Annotated in this window: 15 protein-coding genes; 7 read left to right on the forward strand and 8 right to left on the reverse strand. The window is 46.1% G+C overall.

Translation table 11 applies throughout. The features are described 5' to 3' along the window. Positions 1–71 precede the first annotated feature (71 nt). The 7 genes from ABS362_RS13400 to dapF all read right to left on the reverse strand — a co-directional run bounded on the left by ABS362_RS13400 (position 72) and on the right by dapF (position 7,726). Complete coding sequence (locus tag ABS362_RS13400) at positions 72–689, reverse strand: hypothetical protein (protein ID WP_350413017.1); 618 nt, start codon at positions 687–689, stop codon at positions 72–74. A 100-nt stretch (positions 690–789) separates the two neighbouring features. Beyond that, entirely contained in the window at positions 790–1,296 is a 507-nt protein-coding gene (locus ABS362_RS13405) for a sporulation protein (protein WP_350413018.1), read from the reverse strand. Further along, positions 1,280–1,945, reverse strand: coding sequence for a deoxyribose-phosphate aldolase (gene deoC / locus ABS362_RS13410; protein WP_350413019.1), 666 nt, complete (start codon positions 1,943–1,945; stop codon positions 1,280–1,282). Before deoC ends, ABS362_RS13405 begins: the two co-directional genes overlap by 17 nt. Positions 1,946–2,049: 104 nt before the next feature. Then, the gene (secA, locus tag ABS362_RS13415; protein ID WP_350413020.1) at positions 2,050–5,424 is read right to left on the reverse strand and encodes a preprotein translocase subunit SecA; all 3,375 of its coding nucleotides are present in this window, start codon (positions 5,422–5,424) and stop codon (positions 2,050–2,052) included. 217 nt (positions 5,425–5,641) lie between these two features. Next, positions 5,642–6,106, reverse strand: coding sequence for a GNAT family N-acetyltransferase (locus ABS362_RS13420; protein WP_350413021.1), 465 nt, complete (start codon positions 6,104–6,106; stop codon positions 5,642–5,644). A gap of 1 nt (position 6,107) precedes the next feature. Continuing rightward, the gene (locus ABS362_RS13425; RefSeq protein WP_350413022.1) at positions 6,108–6,668 is read right to left on the reverse strand and encodes a GNAT family N-acetyltransferase; all 561 of its coding nucleotides are present in this window, start codon (positions 6,666–6,668) and stop codon (positions 6,108–6,110) included. Positions 6,669–6,949: 281 nt separating this feature from the next. Next, entirely contained in the window at positions 6,950–7,726 is a 777-nt protein-coding gene (dapF, locus tag ABS362_RS13430; protein ID WP_350413023.1) for a diaminopimelate epimerase, read from the reverse strand. Between the two features lie 108 nt (positions 7,727–7,834). On the opposite strand from dapF, the gene ABS362_RS13435 reads away from it, so the two are divergent. The 5 genes from ABS362_RS13435 to ABS362_RS13455 all read left to right on the forward strand — a co-directional run bounded on the left by ABS362_RS13435 (position 7,835) and on the right by ABS362_RS13455 (position 11,502). Beyond that, positions 7,835–8,728: a class I SAM-dependent methyltransferase gene (locus tag ABS362_RS13435; protein WP_350413024.1), complete on the forward strand. Its 894-nt coding sequence runs from the start codon at positions 7,835–7,837 to the stop codon at positions 8,726–8,728. A 62-nt stretch (positions 8,729–8,790) separates the two neighbouring features. After that, positions 8,791–9,405, forward strand: coding sequence for a hypothetical protein (locus ABS362_RS13440; RefSeq protein WP_350413025.1), 615 nt, complete (start codon positions 8,791–8,793; stop codon positions 9,403–9,405). A 116-nt stretch (positions 9,406–9,521) separates the two neighbouring features. Then, the gene (locus ABS362_RS13445; RefSeq protein WP_350413026.1) at positions 9,522–10,079 is read left to right on the forward strand and encodes a hypothetical protein; all 558 of its coding nucleotides are present in this window, start codon (positions 9,522–9,524) and stop codon (positions 10,077–10,079) included. Continuing rightward, a complete protein-coding gene (locus ABS362_RS13450; protein WP_350413027.1) occupies positions 10,080–10,523 on the forward strand; it encodes a hypothetical protein in 444 nt (147 codons plus the stop codon). Between the two features lie 43 nt (positions 10,524–10,566). Further along, positions 10,567–11,502, forward strand: coding sequence for a Ppx/GppA phosphatase family protein (locus ABS362_RS13455; RefSeq protein WP_350413028.1), 936 nt, complete (start codon positions 10,567–10,569; stop codon positions 11,500–11,502). A 627-nt stretch (positions 11,503–12,129) separates the two neighbouring features. On the opposite strand, the gene ABS362_RS13460 is transcribed toward ABS362_RS13455, so the two are convergent. Then, on the reverse strand, positions 12,130–14,520 hold the full coding sequence (locus ABS362_RS13460) for a hypothetical protein (protein ID WP_350413029.1): 2,391 nt from the start codon (positions 14,518–14,520) through the stop codon (positions 12,130–12,132). Between the two features lie 195 nt (positions 14,521–14,715). On the opposite strand from ABS362_RS13460, the gene ABS362_RS13465 reads away from it, so the two are divergent. Both ABS362_RS13465 and ABS362_RS13470 read left to right on the forward strand, forming a co-directional pair. After that, on the forward strand, positions 14,716–15,783 hold the full coding sequence (locus ABS362_RS13465; protein WP_350413030.1) for an Ldh family oxidoreductase: 1,068 nt from the start codon (positions 14,716–14,718) through the stop codon (positions 15,781–15,783). Between the two features lie 22 nt (positions 15,784–15,805). Then, positions 15,806–16,744 (forward strand): alpha/beta hydrolase, encoded by a 939-nt coding sequence (locus ABS362_RS13470; RefSeq protein WP_350413031.1) that lies wholly within the window; start codon positions 15,806–15,808, stop codon positions 16,742–16,744. Positions 16,745–16,757 lie beyond the last annotated feature (13 nt).

A 16,757-nucleotide genomic window follows, 5' to 3' on the forward strand; every position in this document is an offset into this window, starting at 1 on the left:
GTTGCTGTCGGGGAAAAGATAAACTCACCCCTACCCCTCCCGAGAGGGGAATTTACTTTCTATTGATTAGCTTAATCTGCCAGAATAAAATACCAGTTATTATTTACGTCTCTTTGATTCAGTATCTTATTGTATAGTCTTCCTTCACAATCTTCAAGTTTTGCCCCATCTGGTATAAAGACAAATCCTTCCCGCCCATCTGGAGTACCTCTAAAAGTATAGAAAAAAACTGCTTTGTGATCATTAACTTCTTCTACAATTACTTGCCCACCACCAACTGAAAGTTGACTATAGTTATCGGGCAATTGCATTAAATCCGAATTAAGTCTTACATTTTCCAACTCATTATGATTTGCCATGCGCACTACTTCTTCCATTTCTGATTGCCTGAATTTGAACTCTATGTATTGTCTTACCCAATTAAGTGGTAAAACAAATATCAGAAACAGTGTCAGTAAATTAATAGTTAAGGGCAAGCTAGCAAGTTTGGTAATACGTTTGTGGTTGTAAGCGAATATGAGTGATTGAGTAAGAGCAACTATAAAAAAGACTAATACAAGCAAACCAAAAGGAAGAGCTAACAACCAGTATTCGCTCCAAATTCTATCCCAATAAGCAACTACAAGTACACTTACAACAGATGCTATCACAGATAACCTGAATTTTCTATACTTTGTAATGCCTTTCACTATTATAGTTTATAGAGTTTAAACTAAAGGTAGCAAAAATAAAAAACGTTGCGAACCTGTTTGGCTGCAACGTTTCATTTATAGTTTTTTATAGTTAGTCTTACTTGATATTGATCTGCTCCTGCACAATCTGGGCATTCGGGATCAAATCTGAGATCTGGTTAAGCACCTGCTGTGCTTCTAATCTGCTGAAAAAGTCGCCAACCTTTAACCTGAAATTCGGCTGGTTATAGGTCAGGTAATCTTTTACCTCAGGTACACGCCTTGCAATAGACTTACGAAGATCCATAACCGTTTGCCTTTCAGAACCATTGTAGGCCAGAATTCTGTATCCCTGCGCATACTTTATATTCTTGTTCACGCTGGCAACGGTATCCATCAGCACGGCAACTTTGTCGTTAACGTGGTGCGTTGGTTCTACGCGTGCAGTGGTTGTAGCAGCTTCAGCTTCCGGGTACGTAGGGCGGTAAAGACTCAGGTCTTCCACCACTTTATCTTTACCGCCAGACTTTACAGTTTTATCAGTAGAGCTCTTTGCCGATGACGACGCACAGCCCGTTGAGATAACTATAGCAAGCGATAATATCAGACTAACGATTCTGTTCATGGGTAACAATTTGAATACTTGCTGAGCAACCTAACCTGTCGGCGCCCGCTTTAACTAACGCCTGTGCATCTTCGAATGTTCTGATGCCACCAGATGCCTTGATTTTAATATGAGATGGCAACACACGACGCATCAGCTCGATATGGGCTACGGTAGCACCCGCTGATGCAAAGCCCGTCGAGGTCTTCACGTAATCTACACCTGCATTTACGCAAAGCTCGCAAGCCTTTACAATTTCCTCTTCGGTAAGAAGCGCCGTCTCGATGATCACTTTCAGTTTAGCTTCTTTCAGGTGGCAGAATTTAGCCAGTTCGCTAAGTTCGTTTTCTACTTCGCTGAACTTACCTGATTTAAAAGCCGAAATATTGATCACCACATCAATCTCGTTAGCGCCGTCGGCAATGGCCTGATGCGTTTCCAAGAACTTTACTTTCGGGTGGTTATAACCCAACGGAAAACCAATGACAGTTGCCAGGTTTACCTCAGAGCCAGCTAAGCGTTCTTTTGAGATGGCGACATAACATGGTGGTACACAAACGGCCGCAAAACTATAGTTACGGGCCTCGTCGCAGATCTGCAACACCTGCGCTTCGGTTGCATCAGGCTTAAGTATGGTGTGGTCTATATAAGAAGCAAGATTTGCTGCCATAGTGTTAGACGTTTAACGAAGGCCTAAAGACTTCTCTTATCTACCTCCTCAGATTTAAATAAACATAAAGCAGCCACTAATTAAGGTTAGTGGCTGCAGCTAATTTAGTCTTCAATAATTACACAGCGGTTGTGCAGCAGGTCGTCTTCTACGGTTTTGTATTTAACGTCCTTCACCACACGGCCATCAAGGTATTGCACGCTTACGCGGTCGTTACGTCCGGCTACTTTTTGTGAGTGAGCCGGCATGATCTTCTCTGGTTCCGGGGCTGGCATAGATGTATGTCCAGACTGGTTCTCCAAAGATGAATGCACTTCCTGTTTCTGCTCTTTCAGTACAGGTGGCTTTGGAGCCATTGGCGGCCTTACCGGCTGCTGAACCTGCTCTGGTGCCTGCACCGGTATAAAGGCATGGAAAAGGAAAGCGATCGTTTCTTCGTTCACCTTACCGATCATGCGCTTAAACAGCTCAAACGACTCAAACTTGTAGATCAAAAGTGGGTCTTTCTGCTCGTAAACCGCGTTCTGCACGCTTTGCTTCAGGTCGTCCATCTGTCGCAGGTGGTCTGTCCAGGCCTGGTCTATAGTTCCCAGCGTAATCAGTTTCTCCATAGCACGGATCAGCTCCATACCATGCGACTCATACGTTTTGGTCAGGTTGGCTACAGCAGCAAGCTGGCGTTTTCCGTCTGTGAACGGTACAGCTACATTCTCAATCATCGGCCCACGGTTTGCATGGATGTCTGAAATGATCGGGTAGGCGTGGTCACCGATCTGCTTGTTGCGGGCCAGGTAATGGTTCAGCGCCTCGTTGTATAAACGCTCTACCAACTGGTTAGCCTGTACAGATTTGAATTCACTCTCTGAGATAGCTGACTCGATACCGAACACACGCAGTACATGCAGCTGGAAGTTATCGTAATCGTTGATGTTCTTATAGCTCACGATCACGTCTTCACTGATATCATAGATCATGTTCCAGATATCAAGCTCCAGACGTTCGCCGTACAGGGCGTTTCTGCGGCGCTTGTACACCACTTCACGCTGTGCGTTCATCACGTCATCGTACTCCAGCAAGCGCTTACGCTGACCGAAGTTGTTCTCTTCTACTTTCTTCTGGGCACGTTCAATAGAGTTCGTGATCATCGAATGCTGAATAACCTCACCTTCCTCAAGACCCATACGGTCCATCAGGCGTGCAATTCTATCCGAACCGAACAGGCGCATCAGGTTATCTTCAAGCGATACAAAGAACTGCGAAGAACCCGGGTCACCCTGGCGACCGGCACGACCACGCAACTGGCGGTCTACACGGCGAGACTCGTGGCGTTCTGTACCGATAATGGCCAGACCACCTGCAGCTTTAGACTCTGGTGCCAGTTTAATGTCGGTACCACGACCAGCCATGTTGGTAGCTATAGTTACCGTACTAGGTTTACCAGCTTCTGCCACAATTTCGGCTTCTTTCTGGTGCATTTTAGCATTCAGTACCTGGTGCTTAATCTTACGCAGGGTAAGCATACGGCTCAGCAGCTCCGAAATTTCTACCGAAGTTGTACCAACCAGCACCGGACGACCAGCTTCTGTTAAAGCTACAATCTCATCAGCAACAGCATTATATTTCTCACGAACAGTCTTGTAAACTTTATCGTGCTCATCTTTTCTTGATATCGGGCGGTTGGTAGGAATTACTACTACGTCCAGTTTGTAGATATCCCAGAACTCGCCTGCTTCTGTTTCGGCAGTACCCGTCATACCAGATAGTTTGTGGTACATACGGAAGTAGTTCTGCAGCGTAACCGTAGCGTAGGTCTGTGTGGCATCTTCTACCTTCACGTTCTCTTTCGCTTCAATGGCCTGGTGCAAACCGTCAGAATAACGGCGACCTTCCATTACACGACCTGTCTGCTCATCTACAATTTTAACCTTGTTATCCGGGGTAACGATATACTCGGTGTCCTTCTCGAACAACGTATAAGCCTTCAGTAACTGGTTTATAGTATGGATACGCTTCGATTTCTCCTGGAAGTCTGCGATCAGGCGCTCTTTGGCATGCAGCAGCTCTTCGTGAGAAAGTGATTTGTCATTTTCCAAGTTGGCGATTTCGGTACCGATATCCGGCATGATGAAGAAGTTCGGATCTTCGCCCTGGCCTGTGATCAGGTCTACACCTTGTTCGGTCAGCTCTATCTGGTTGTGCTTTTCATCAATCGTAAAGAACAATGGCGCGTCCGCTTCCGGCATCTGGCGTGAGTTATCCTGCAGGTAATGGTTTTCCACTTTCTGCATGATGGCACGGTTACCCGTCTCGCTCAGGAACTTGATCAGTGGCTTGCTCTTAGGTAGACCACGATATGCTCTGAAAAGGGCAAGTCCGCCTTCTTTCTCATTTCCTTCTTTAATAAGGCGCTTTGCCTCTGTCAGGAAGTTGGTAACTACTTTACGCTGCGCTTCTACCAGCATCGAAATGCGTGGCTTCAGGATATGGAATTCGTGCTCATCACCACGTGGCACAGGGCCGGAAATGATAAGCGGCGTACGGGCATCATCAATCAATACGGAGTCAACTTCATCGACCATGGCGTAATGGTGCTTGCGCTGTACCAGGTCCTGTGGCTCGCGGCTCATGTTATCACGAAGGTAATCGAAGCCGAATTCGTTGTTTGTACCGTAGGTAATGTCTGCTTTGTAAGCGTTACGGCGAGCTTCAGAGTTAGGCTGGTGCTTGTCTATACAGTCGATAGTAATGCCATGGAACTCGAACAATGGTGCCATCCACTCAGAGTCACGACGGGCAAGGTAATCGTTAACAGTTACTACGTGCACGCCACGGCCGGAAAGTGCGTTCAGGTAAGCTGGCAGGGTTGCTACCAATGTTTTACCTTCACCAGTCGCCATCTCGGCAATTTTGCCCTGGTGCAGCACTATACCACCTATCAGCTGCACATCGTAATGCAGCATTTCCCAGGTTATCTCGTTGCCGGCAGCTTCCCACTTGTTCGCCCAGATCGCTTTATCACCGTCTATCTGTACGTTTGGTTTGCGGGCAGACAGGGCACGGTCCATGTCGTTGGCAGTTACTACCAGCTGGCCGTTCTCTTTCCAGCGGCGGGCAGTTTCTTTAACAACAGCAAAGCCAATTGGCAGCACTTCCATCAGCACTACTTCCAAGTCTTTGTTGCGCTGCTTCTCCAACTCGTCTATTTCCGAGAAAATGGCTTCTTTCTGAACAATATTCAGTTCCGGCTCATCAGCCACACGCTTGTGCAGGGCTGCAATTTTATCGTCGATAGATTTAAGGCGCTCGTTAATTATTCCTCTTATCTCAACTGTTTTGTGGCGCAGTTGGTCATCCGTAAGGTTCGTTAACTTGGCGTATTCTTCATTAACCTTAGATACATAAGGTAATACCTCTTTTATATCTTTGTCGGATTTGGTTCCGAATAGTTTCGCAACGGTTTTACCGAAAAAATCAAACATCTGTGTCTGTTGTTCTTAAATGAAATTCTTTGCTTACAATATCGTCAAAAATAAGCTGTTTTTCTGACATATCTAACCATCTGTACTAAAACAATACCATATTAATACTTGCATAGGTTATCTGCCATATTTACCGATATAGTATAGAGGTTTTGCTATTTATAGTTTACGATGCTATATAACTCTGCCAGAACAGGTAAAACTGGTTGCTGAAAGTTTAACTTATTGATTGTTGTCTCCGGGAAACTATAGCTTTAAAATTTTCACGCTCCATTTCAAATCTGACTTCACCACTTTGTGTAACACCAGTTTGCTCCCAGCCAGCTCTGCGGTAAAAGGTTTCTGCTCTTGTCCCGGGTCCAGTAGAGAGCCATAGTTTACCTATTTCCAGTTCAAAGCTATAGGTCAGCATCAGATCGTGCAGTTTCCGGCCTATGCCTTTTTTGTCATGGTCAGGGTCAACAAATAAAGCCCAGATGTTCGCATCCGAAAAGTCAACTATAGCAAAGCCAACTATAGTTTGGGCTATTTCACAAACCCAGCCTGCTCCCTTGTCTTCCAGCATCTCCCAGTAATCTTCAGCGGTTACCCGATCCGGATTAGAAAGAACATTCTCCTTCACCGCCATCCGCACCCGCGACATGCCGGGTATATCTGCAATTATAGCTTTCCGAAATAACACGTTACATTCCCTGGTTGTTGTGAAAAATGCGCTGCATCTCAACTACGTTCTCCCAGCCATCAGGCGTTAAGAACCATTCTTTTCGGATGCCTACCTGCTCAAAACCGGTTTTGGTAAAGAGATTTATACTCGGCAGATTGGTAGCCGTAACCGAGCAGTACACCTGGTGGAGCCGGAGTGTGTCGCGGCAGTAGTTTAGCAGCAACTTAAGCGCATCAGCAGCATGGCCATTCCCGCGATGCTCTTCTGTAATTACGATACCAATACCAGCCCGACGGTGCAACGGATCAAAATCATAAAGATCGATAGCGCCGATCGATTCTTCCTCATTGTTACAGATTACCAGGCGGAGTTGCTTTACGGTATAGATATCGAGGGCGGCATTCTCGAGGTACTGCTCCAGCACAAACTTTGAGTAAGGCGTAAGTGTGTTGCCCACATGCCATACGGTAGTGTCATTCTCTAAAGTATATAGGAAATCAAGATCGTTGGGCTCAAGGGCACGCAGGTAGGTCTGGTCTGTTTTCAGGAACACGGGATCTAAAGTTGTTGCTTTACTCAAGGTATAAAAAAGAAAGACTTCCAACAATTTATAGTTGCTGAAAGTCTTGTTTTATAGTTGGGGTTATAGTTTGATCGATTGTAGTTTAACCCACCCCTGCCCCTCCCAAGAGGGGAATTGGCTTTTGCGATAGTCTGATCTATTGGAGTTGTCATCCCCCTACCCCCTTCAAAGGGGGACACTCTGCAATGCGTAAAACTATAGTTTGCTTTACGTTATCAGATAAAGTCCCCCTTTGAAGGGGGCAGGGGGATGATTTACGATTGCAGAAAATCTATAGTTTAAACCGTAACCGTACCGGTAAACACCTGCCTGGCCGGGCCGATGAGGTAAATATATTTAAAGCCGTCATTGCCGGATCTTTCAAAGGCTACTTCCAATTCTCCGCCCAGTACTTTTACTTTTACAGGGCTCTGCATGCCTTCCAGTCCTGCCACCAGAGCTGCAGCTGTTACGCCTGTTCCACACGACAACGTTTCGTCCTCCACACCGCGCTCAAAGGTTCGTACAAAAATTTCGTTATCGCCTGTCTTCTGCACAAAGTTTACGTTGGTGCCTACAGCTGCAAATCGTTCGTTGTATCGTATGGCTCGTCCTTCTGCAAACACATCTACTTTCTCCACATCATCTACAAAACAGATATAGTGTGGCGAGCCGGTGTTCAGGAAATAATCTTTGCCGATATGCTCCACGCCCTGCACGTCGTTCATTTTCAATTGTATCAGGTCGCGTTCTACACTGGCCTGGTGCTCGCCGTCGGCAGCTAAAAAGCAGGCTACGTCTTCTATTACACCAAGCTGGCGGGCAAAGCGAACCGTGCAGCGCGCGCCATTTCCGCACATAGAGCCTACACGCCCATCGGCGTTATAGTACACCATTTCGAAATCGTAGTCCGGATGGTCCTGCAAAAGTATAAGTCCGTCGGCACCAACGCCCACACGGCGATCGCAAAGGTGTTTTATCAATTCTTCGTTCTCGCCCGGGAAAGTTAGCTTGCGGTTATCGATCATCACGAAATCGTTGCCGGTGCCCTGGTATTTATGAAAGCTGATTGCCATATATCTGAAACAATTAAAACAGCGGCTTCGTGCACTTTTTAAGGTGTGGCATATAATGCGTAATTTTACCACCTTTAGGGCACGCCGCCCAAAATAAACGACAAAGATATGTATTCCTTTCTTACAACAGAAAACTGGGCTGATTACGAATTAGTGGATAGTGGCAATTTTGAGAAACTGGAGCGTTTTGGCCAGTATTATGTAGCACGCCCCGAGCCGCAGGCCATCTGGGACAAGCACCTGCCCGAGCAGGAGTGGCAGCGCATGGCCAATGCCGTGTTTACCCGCGATAAAGGCAGCCAGGAAAAAGGCCAGTGGAAACTGAAGAAAGGAATGCCTGAGCAATGGTTCATCAACTATAACTATAACGGTCTGAAGTTGCGTTTCCGTTTGGGCTTGTCGTCGTTTAAGCACGTGGGCTTGTTTCCGGAGCAGGACGCTAACTGGAAGTTTATTTACGACACCACCCGCAAGCTAAAAACCCAGCAGCCAAAAGTGCTGAACATGTTTGCCTACACCGGTGCTGCCACCCTGGCTGCCAAAGCTGCCGGTGCCGACGTTACCCACCTGGACTCTATAAAGCAGGTTAACTTCTGGGCCCGCGACAACATGGAAGCCAGCAACCTGGACAATGTGCGCTGGATCGTGGAAGACGCTATGAAGTATGCCCGACGTGAAGTGAAACGTGGCAACAAGTATAACGGCATCATCCTGGACCCGCCAAGCTACGGCCGCGGCCCGAACGGCGAAAAATGGCAGCTGGAAGACGAACTGAACGAGATGATAAAGCTTTGCCGCGAAATGCTGGATGGCACCGATTATTTCCTGCTGATAAACCTGTACTCAATGGGCTTCTCGGCAATGGTGCTTGATAACCTGATGCGCGGTACGTTTGGGGAGATGGTGAAGAATGAAGAGCTCGGCGAACTATACCTGCACGATAGCGGCGAGCGGAAGTTGCCCTTGGGTACTTTCTTCAGGTTTACTTCGGTGGGGAGGTAGAGTTTATAGTTACTTAGGAAAGTTTGCTAACTTAGCTATAAACTATAATTAAGAAGATCCTTATGAAATCAACTTCATTTATATTCCTTCTGATCTTCTTAGTTATTTGTAGTGCTTGTAATAGGCCAGATTATACACATACTAAGGAAGCTCCTCCTTATACAGTATCTCAGATAGATTCTACTCTTCAAGCACAATGGAAAGGGACTAGCACGCCACCACCACCTACTCTTTTTTATGGCGATTATAATTTTATAGTTGACAATAGATCTCAGCAGGTCTTCCTGCACAAGAAAAAGCACAATTGGTTTTGTGGAACAGGAGTAGACTTTACTAAACCAGATTTTATCGATCTTGCTCCTGAAGACCTAATACTGCTTACTGATAAAGAAGTACAAAATTACTTTGCTGATACTCTTACTAATTTAGGTGATCGACAAGCTATAGTATTAGCTAGCTTGCAAGACTCAATTAGGTTAAAAGAACCTCGCAAATTGGTTGATTTGATATTTTTATCAAGAAAGATCCAGCGGTTTAACATTCGAATGGTTACTGAAGAAGAAAAAGTAGTATTAGAACATAAGAATCGAAATCTTCCTTATTCTGCTGACAGTATTCAGTGGTCCGATAATTTCAGTGTACCTTTTTATCCACCACAGGAAAAAAGCCTTAAGTAAATTACCACCACAATCATCAATTAACTATTAAAAATGGTTAACCCCATCGCACTACTATAGGCGATGGCCTTAACCCTTTCAGCAAACTATAGTTAGTTGTATTTCCGTATCAGAACATGATGAAACAGATAGTTAAGAAACTTCCTTTCCTGTTGCTGGTTTTGCTTCATGTGTTGTTTCTGTTGGCTGTACTTCTGGAGAAGCTGAATTTTATTTCCATCCTGATCTTCGTTGTGGCGGCTCTCATGCTAATGGTGATTGCCTATACCAAAGTGCCAACACAGGATAATACACTCTTATACAAAGACTACGGAGCTATAGTTTTTGTAGTACTGGGTGCAGGGCTCGCTTACTACATCAATGTAAATGCAGGTTTCGGCCCTGTTATAGCAACTGGGGCAGTAGGTACTTTCGCATCAATGTTGCCCTGGCTTAACCGAAATTCAGCGCTCCTGAAAGAGGCACCTGCAGCAGCTTATTGCGGTTCCTTTGTAGGTATGTCGAGCCCAAACGTTGCCGGCAACATGCTGTTTATACTTTTTGCAGGCTTTGTGGCTGGCGTGTTACTGGTTTTTTCTAAAAACATATTTCAGGGCTATGGTGGCAAATTAGGTACTATTGCTTTTGGCGGCGTGGCCTTAACTTACCTGATTATGTTCTTGTTTCTTAGGTAGATGGATGTAATTATACTTTTAGCAACCGGGGCTTTTGCTGCCATCTGCACTTACTTTGTTAATGTAAAGTTAAAGCAGGGGCCAGTCCGCTCATCAGCTGTGCTGTCTTTAGTAGTAGGTATCTTTTTCTATGTTTATCCTGACCTGCTTTCGGAGTACTTAACAACCAACATTCCCATCGTTTTTACAGGAGCCTCCTTTATCGGTATGGTTTCATCAGTGGTAATTTCTAATTATTTCCTGATAGGCACATCAGGTTTTATATTTTCAGTGATCTACTTAAATGCCAGTAAATTCTTTGCAGGGTATGGCGGAGGTTTAGGCACAGCTGCAGCCATATCGTTGCTGGTAGCTATTGGGCTACCCTTCGTAACCCGGAAAAATAAGATAAGTAATGGCTACCTTGTGCTCCGGAAACTGATCTTCAGAAGAAAGAAAAGCTAAACTTTACACTACTTTTATACTTTACAACAATCATCAATTAACAATGAAAAACCGCCTTGCACTGATCGATATGGGTACGAATACGTTTCACTTGCTGGTAACGGAAGTGAATGAGCAGGGGCAGTTGCGCGACCTGTATAAAACCAAAGTACCGGTGCGTTTGGGTCAGGGCGGCATCAGCAACGGCAACATCGCACCCGAAGCCTACGAGCGTGCCCTAAAAACACTAAAAGATTTCCGGAAGGTGATTGATGAGCATGGTGCTGAAACGGTTCGGGCCATGGCTACCAGCATGGTGCGCAACGCAGCCAACGGCGACGATTTTGTAAAGGACATCTACAAGCAAACCGACATTGAAGTAGAAGTGATAGACGGTGCCCGTGAAGCCGAACTGATCTACTATGGTGTGCGTTTCGCCGGTGTGCTGGACGAACAGACAGCCCTGATCATGGATATTGGCGGTGGCAGCGTGGAGTTTATACTTTGCAACAACCAGCAGATCTTCTGGAAACGCAGCTTCGAAATCGGAGCTCAGCGCCTGATGGACCAGTTCTTCACTGCAGACCCGATACCATCCGAAAGTATCGCCGCCGAAAAAGCATACTTAGCAGAAAAGCTACAACCACTAACCGAAGCTATAAATAGGTATAAACCAACTATACTCGTAGGTTCATCCGGCACCTTCGATACGCTTTGTGATATAAACGCACTCCGCCACGGCGACACATCGCGCCAGCAAACTATACCACCGGCTTCCGAACTGGCCATGGATGATTTCTATAGTATCTATAAAGAGTTTTTAAGCAAAACCCACGACGAACGCTTAGCCATCCCCGGTATGCTGGAAATGCGCGTAGATATGATCGTACTGGCAACTATAGCTGTAGACTTTGTGCTGGAGAATTACAACCTGCAGGAGATCCGTGTGTCGTCGTATGCACTAAAGGAAGGCGTGCTGCAGCAGATGCTGGAAAAGTAAACCGTTATTATTTGAATTAGAATTTACAGTTTTAGGCTTTTGTTGTAGTAGCTACAGTAGTAGCATGGCTGCCTTTTAACCCACCCCTGCCCCTCCAAGGAGGGGAGTTTGTGCTACTGCTATAGTTTGTTTATAGTTTTATAGTTAGAATTAACATCCACCTTCACCACCTTCAAAGGGGGACTTTTCTGCTGTTGCCACTTCATTTTCTATAGTTCTATAGTTACAGACTACGAGCAGACAGGTCGCGACCTGTCCCTACGGAACTATGACCACGATAAATTTCGAAGCTTACCGGTTTGAACTATAGTTTAGCTTTTACTATCGAATTGATCTTAGTCTTTGGGTTGAGCGCCTTGTAGATTTCTGGTGCCGTAAGGCATTGTGAGGTACGAACAAAAGAAATGTACACCGCGCGATGCCCAAAGACGGGGCCTCCCGGCCGTGAGGGAGCCAAGTTACCTATAAAACGATAGGTGAGTAGAGCTCCCAGGATTAGAGGTAACCATAAAAGGATGGCTTGGTACAAGTAAGGAATAGACTTCAGCTATAGGACAAATAAGATTTCTCGCTACACTCGAAATGACATTAACAAAAAAGGCAGGAGAACTTCCTGCCTTTTTACTTTTAAGCTTTTGCTTTCGCTATGCGTTTTCTTTCCTTCTCATAAGCCTTTCTCAGCTTTTTCAGATCGCGGTTGTTATTCGTGTGCTTCATAGCCAATGCTTCAGCATCATCTTTTAAACCCAACTGCACATCCTGCGATGCCAGTTGCTTGCCCAGTTGCTCCTGTACTTTCTTGGTCTTACGGTTCTTATAATCCTTTTGCAGGAGTATAGTTAGCAGGTTAATGGCAACTTCTTCTTCGCCCTGGCTGGCGTAGTACTGTACTACTTCAGCAGTAAACGGCAGCTTGGTTGTTTCCTTTGCATAGTTGTACAGCGAAATATGGTCTAACCCAAAACGGTTTACTTCATAGGCTTTGTAATGCTTCTCGGCCTGGTTATAAGTTTGCAGGGCTTCGGTATAGCGGCTGCTGGCAACAAAGCGGTTTATGTCTTCGAGCATCTGCTGGTAACGCACTGCCGGAAGTATAGCTTCGCGTCCGTCTTTTGCAGTAAAGTCGGCTAACTGGCAAATAGTGTTATCGCCGGCAATCTTAAGAGCAGCTAAATAGGCTTTGTCGGCAGCTAGAAATTGCCTGGTTCTGGCCATTTCTTTTGCCTGCTGCAGGTGGTCGTCATAGGCATTTTGTGCATTCTGGCATTCCTGGGTTACAATACGGTCGCGGAGCAGGTTATACTTGCCGAGCACCTCTTTATCCTGAGCCAGACCATAACGCCCCTGCATGGCAACTGCTTTAGAAGCAAGCGCACGCGCATCAGTTAGCTGGTTGTTCATGGCCTGTTGGTAGCCGGTCTGTAGTTCAGCCAGCAATACAGGCTTGGCAGCTTTCTGTAGCAATGTGCTCAGCTCGCTCACTTCTTTAAAAGTATACTTGTCCTGCAGGTCTAGCGCTGCATCAAGTTGGCTTAGGGCAGCTGTATAGTTCTTGCTGTTCAGGTAGTTTTTGCCTTTATCGATGTGCTCTATATAATAGGTATATTTTACCTGGTTCTGCAGGTCAATGGCTTCGGTTGGCTGCGGCATCACATCCCGGTAATCGCTCTGGAAACGCAGGGCTTCCTCGGCTAATCTATCTGCCTGTGCAATGTTGTTGCGGCTAAATTCGCGCTTGCCTTCTGCTACTATGTTGTGGTACAAACCGGTTGCGGCACGACCTTCACCTTCGCGCAGGGCTGGCAGGTTACAACCTAATCCGCCAACTTTATCACACATTTCGCGAGCAGTGCCAAAAGCCTGCAAAGCGGCGTTATAGTCTCTGTTGTTAACTAAACTATGGCCGCGGTTTATGTGTGAAGTATAAATATCATATGCCAATACCTGCGCCATCTGGCGGGTTTCCGGGTCAATACGCATACCAGTCAACACATCTAAAGTGCGGGCAGTAGCTTCGTTCAGGTAACCATTCACAAAATCAAGGCGGGCAAGCTGCAGGTGCGATGGGGCAAACTTCGGGTTCACTTCCAGAGACTTTATAAAATAACCCTGCGCTGCATTTCCCTGTCCGGAAGCTACCAGGCTCATTCCTTTGTTAAAGAACTGCAGGTCCATCGTGCTCAGGGCATAATCTACAGCACGGCGGCGCTCCTTCATCAGGCGGTGAAGGTCAGCCATTTTCTGAGTCAGGTGCTGTGGGTCGTACTGGCGCAGGTTCAGCTTATCTTTATAGTTCTCGTCCTTAATGCGCTCGTACATATCCTCCATCTGGTGCAGGTTGCGGTCGTGCAGGCTAATGCGGTCCACATCTTCCGGCTGAATACGGTTTACATCCTGCAAGGCGCGGCTTATAGTTGCTTCGGCAGTGTAATAACTTTGTACCAGTTCCTGGTGTCTTTTAAAGCGGTTTACACTTTCTGTAGTATAGATCAGCTCTTTTGGCTCTACCACCAAACTATAGTTCTGGTTAGCAGTAGTGGTATCAGGCATCGTTACATCCAGCACTACCACACCTTCTTTATTAAAAGAGATATTGGTCAGGTTAAAGGCCTTCAGTTCTTTTTTCTTGCCGTCCAGCAGCTTCACCTTCGCATTCAGTTTTTCCGGGAGCAATACATCCTCCACACCAAAACCTTTGTAGGTAACATCGCTGTCAACCCCGATTTTGCTGAGCTTTACGGTTAACTGTAATGCATTACCAGTATCGGCAATACGGGCCTGTTGCTCCATTTTAACTGTAAATTCCGGGTTACGGGCCGGCCGGCCACCACCTTTCCGCACATCGCCATCGCGTAGCAGGTTAAGGATAGAATTGATGTTTTGCTGGCTGCTGTTACCAGTGGCGCTATACTTTATTAGGTAAGCTTCCGGGGTAGTCTGGTCAAATATAAGTTGGGTCTGGGCTTGTGCTACAAAAGCAGCCAGCAGCATAAAAGCGGAAAGTATAGCTCGTATCATAGTAAAAATATAATTTGCCTAAGCTGGCACAGACAAAATCTGTTCCACAAACTTATTCAGGCTCTAAAGTATAGAAAAAAGAACATATTTACAGAACTATAGCTCATTATTAGCCTAGTATAAAGCAGGTATTAATGAAGGGTTTAGTAGCAGAATTTATTAATTTGCCGCCCTTACTACCGCAATTTAGAATACATGTATACTTACCGACACTTATTTGATTTTACCCAGGAAATATTCTTAGCTATCGGCTGCCCGCCTAAAGATGCCAAGTTAGCTGCCGAAGTGTTACTGGAAGCCGACCTGCGTGGCGTAGACTCTCATGGCGTTGCCCGACTGAGCGGATATGTGCGCCTCTGGGAAGCCGGTCGTATCAATCCAACCCCTACTATGCGTATTGTGCACGAAACGCCGAGCACGGCAACTGTAGATGGTGATGGTGGTTTAGGATTGGTGATCGCCCCAAAAGCCATGGACATTGCCATTGAGAAAGCGGAAAAAGTAGGCACAGGCTGGGTATCGGTGCGTAACTCCAACCACTTCGGAATTGCCGGTTACCATGCCATGGAAGCATTGAGCTCGGATATGATAGGCATGGCGATGACCAACGCAAGCCCGCTTGTTGCCCCTACTCATTCTATAGAACGAATGCTGGGTACTAACCCGATTGCTGTAGCGGTGCCAACCAAAAAACAACCACCGTTTGTAGCCGACTTTGCTACTGCATCGGCAGCCAACGGCAAGCTTGAAATTTTACAACGCAAAGAGAAAAAAGCACCTATAGGCTGGATACAGACTGCCGAAGGAGACGACACCGATAATGCCAACGAACTGAAAGATGGCGGTGCCCTGCTCCCTCTCGGTTCAGACCTGGTACATGGTAGCCACAAAGGGTATGCGCTGGCAGCTATAGTTGATATTTTCTCGGCTGTGCTATCTGGTGCCAACTATGGCCCGTGGGTTCCGCCTTTTGTAGCATTTTTAAATCCACCTGCCGACCCGGTTGGTAAAGGTATCGGCCACTTTTTAGGTGCGATGCGCATTGATGCTTTCCGCCCGGCTAATGAGTTTAAAGAGAATATGGACCGCTGGATAGAAACGTTCAGGGCTGCTAAAACCAAGAAAGGCGAATCTGCCGTATTGATCCCCGGAGACCCGGAACGCGAAATGACTGACATCCGCTTGAAAGAAGGGATTCCGTTGCTGCAACCTGTGGCTGAAGACCTGGAAGCACTAGGCAAAAAGTTCGGCATCAAGTTTTAACGATAATACCAACTATAAAACGATGAACCTATACTTCCGACGGCTGCTGGTAATATGCCTGTTTTATAGTTCAGCTTCTTATGCACAAAAAGCAGAGCACTTTTATAGTTCGGCCACTGCCGATACCGCACGCAATTACACGCTGATCCTCCAACCAGATAAAGGGAAGGCAGTAGGTATGGTTCTTCTCTTCCCGGGCTTTGGCGAAACGCCAGCTGATGTGCTGAAAGAAACACCCTTCCCGATGACTGCTGCCAAAGCTGGTTATTTAGTGGCCATACCATATCTGGAAGGCAATGCCGGCTTGTATTTAACCGATACAAAGCAGCATATGATAGTGCAGTTGGTATTGGATGTACAGCAGAAGTATAAACTAAAGAATAAGAAGCTTGCCGTTGGAGGTTTCTCGATGGGTGGCACCACAGCAGTAAAGTTTGCTGAGTATAGCTTGTCCCCAAATGCTGCTCCTAAAGTTTCTGCTCTCTTTGCCGTAGATCCCCTACTGGACCTGGAACGATTTGAGCGCAGTGTACTAAAAGCTGTACAACGCGATAAATCTAGTAGGCCAAAGCAGATGCTACAGTACTTACAAGCGCTCCTTCAGAAAGATTTTAATACCACACCAGTGCAAAATCCGGAGAAGTTCTATACTATCTCACCCTATACTTATTCTGATACTGCTAATACCGCCATCAAGCCACTAAAGCAGCTGCCAGTACTTTTGTATTCAGAGCCGGACGTAGCCAACCAGTTCAACTCTAACCACCGCGACCTGTATGACCTGAACGCTGCTGACTGTACCGCTATGATAGCTGATTTGCAAAGTATGGGAAACCAGCAGGCGCAGCTTATACTTACAACTAGCAAAGGTCGGCGCTCTGATGGCACTGTTAACCCGCACTCGTGGTCTATTCTGGATGTAGATCAAACTATAAACTGGCTCCAGCAACACATGAAGTAAACTATAAAACAGA

Origin of the sequence: Pontibacter populi (genome assembly GCF_040278685.1) — a bacterium.
Classification (GTDB): Bacteria; Bacteroidota; Bacteroidia; order Cytophagales; family Hymenobacteraceae; genus Pontibacter; species Pontibacter populi.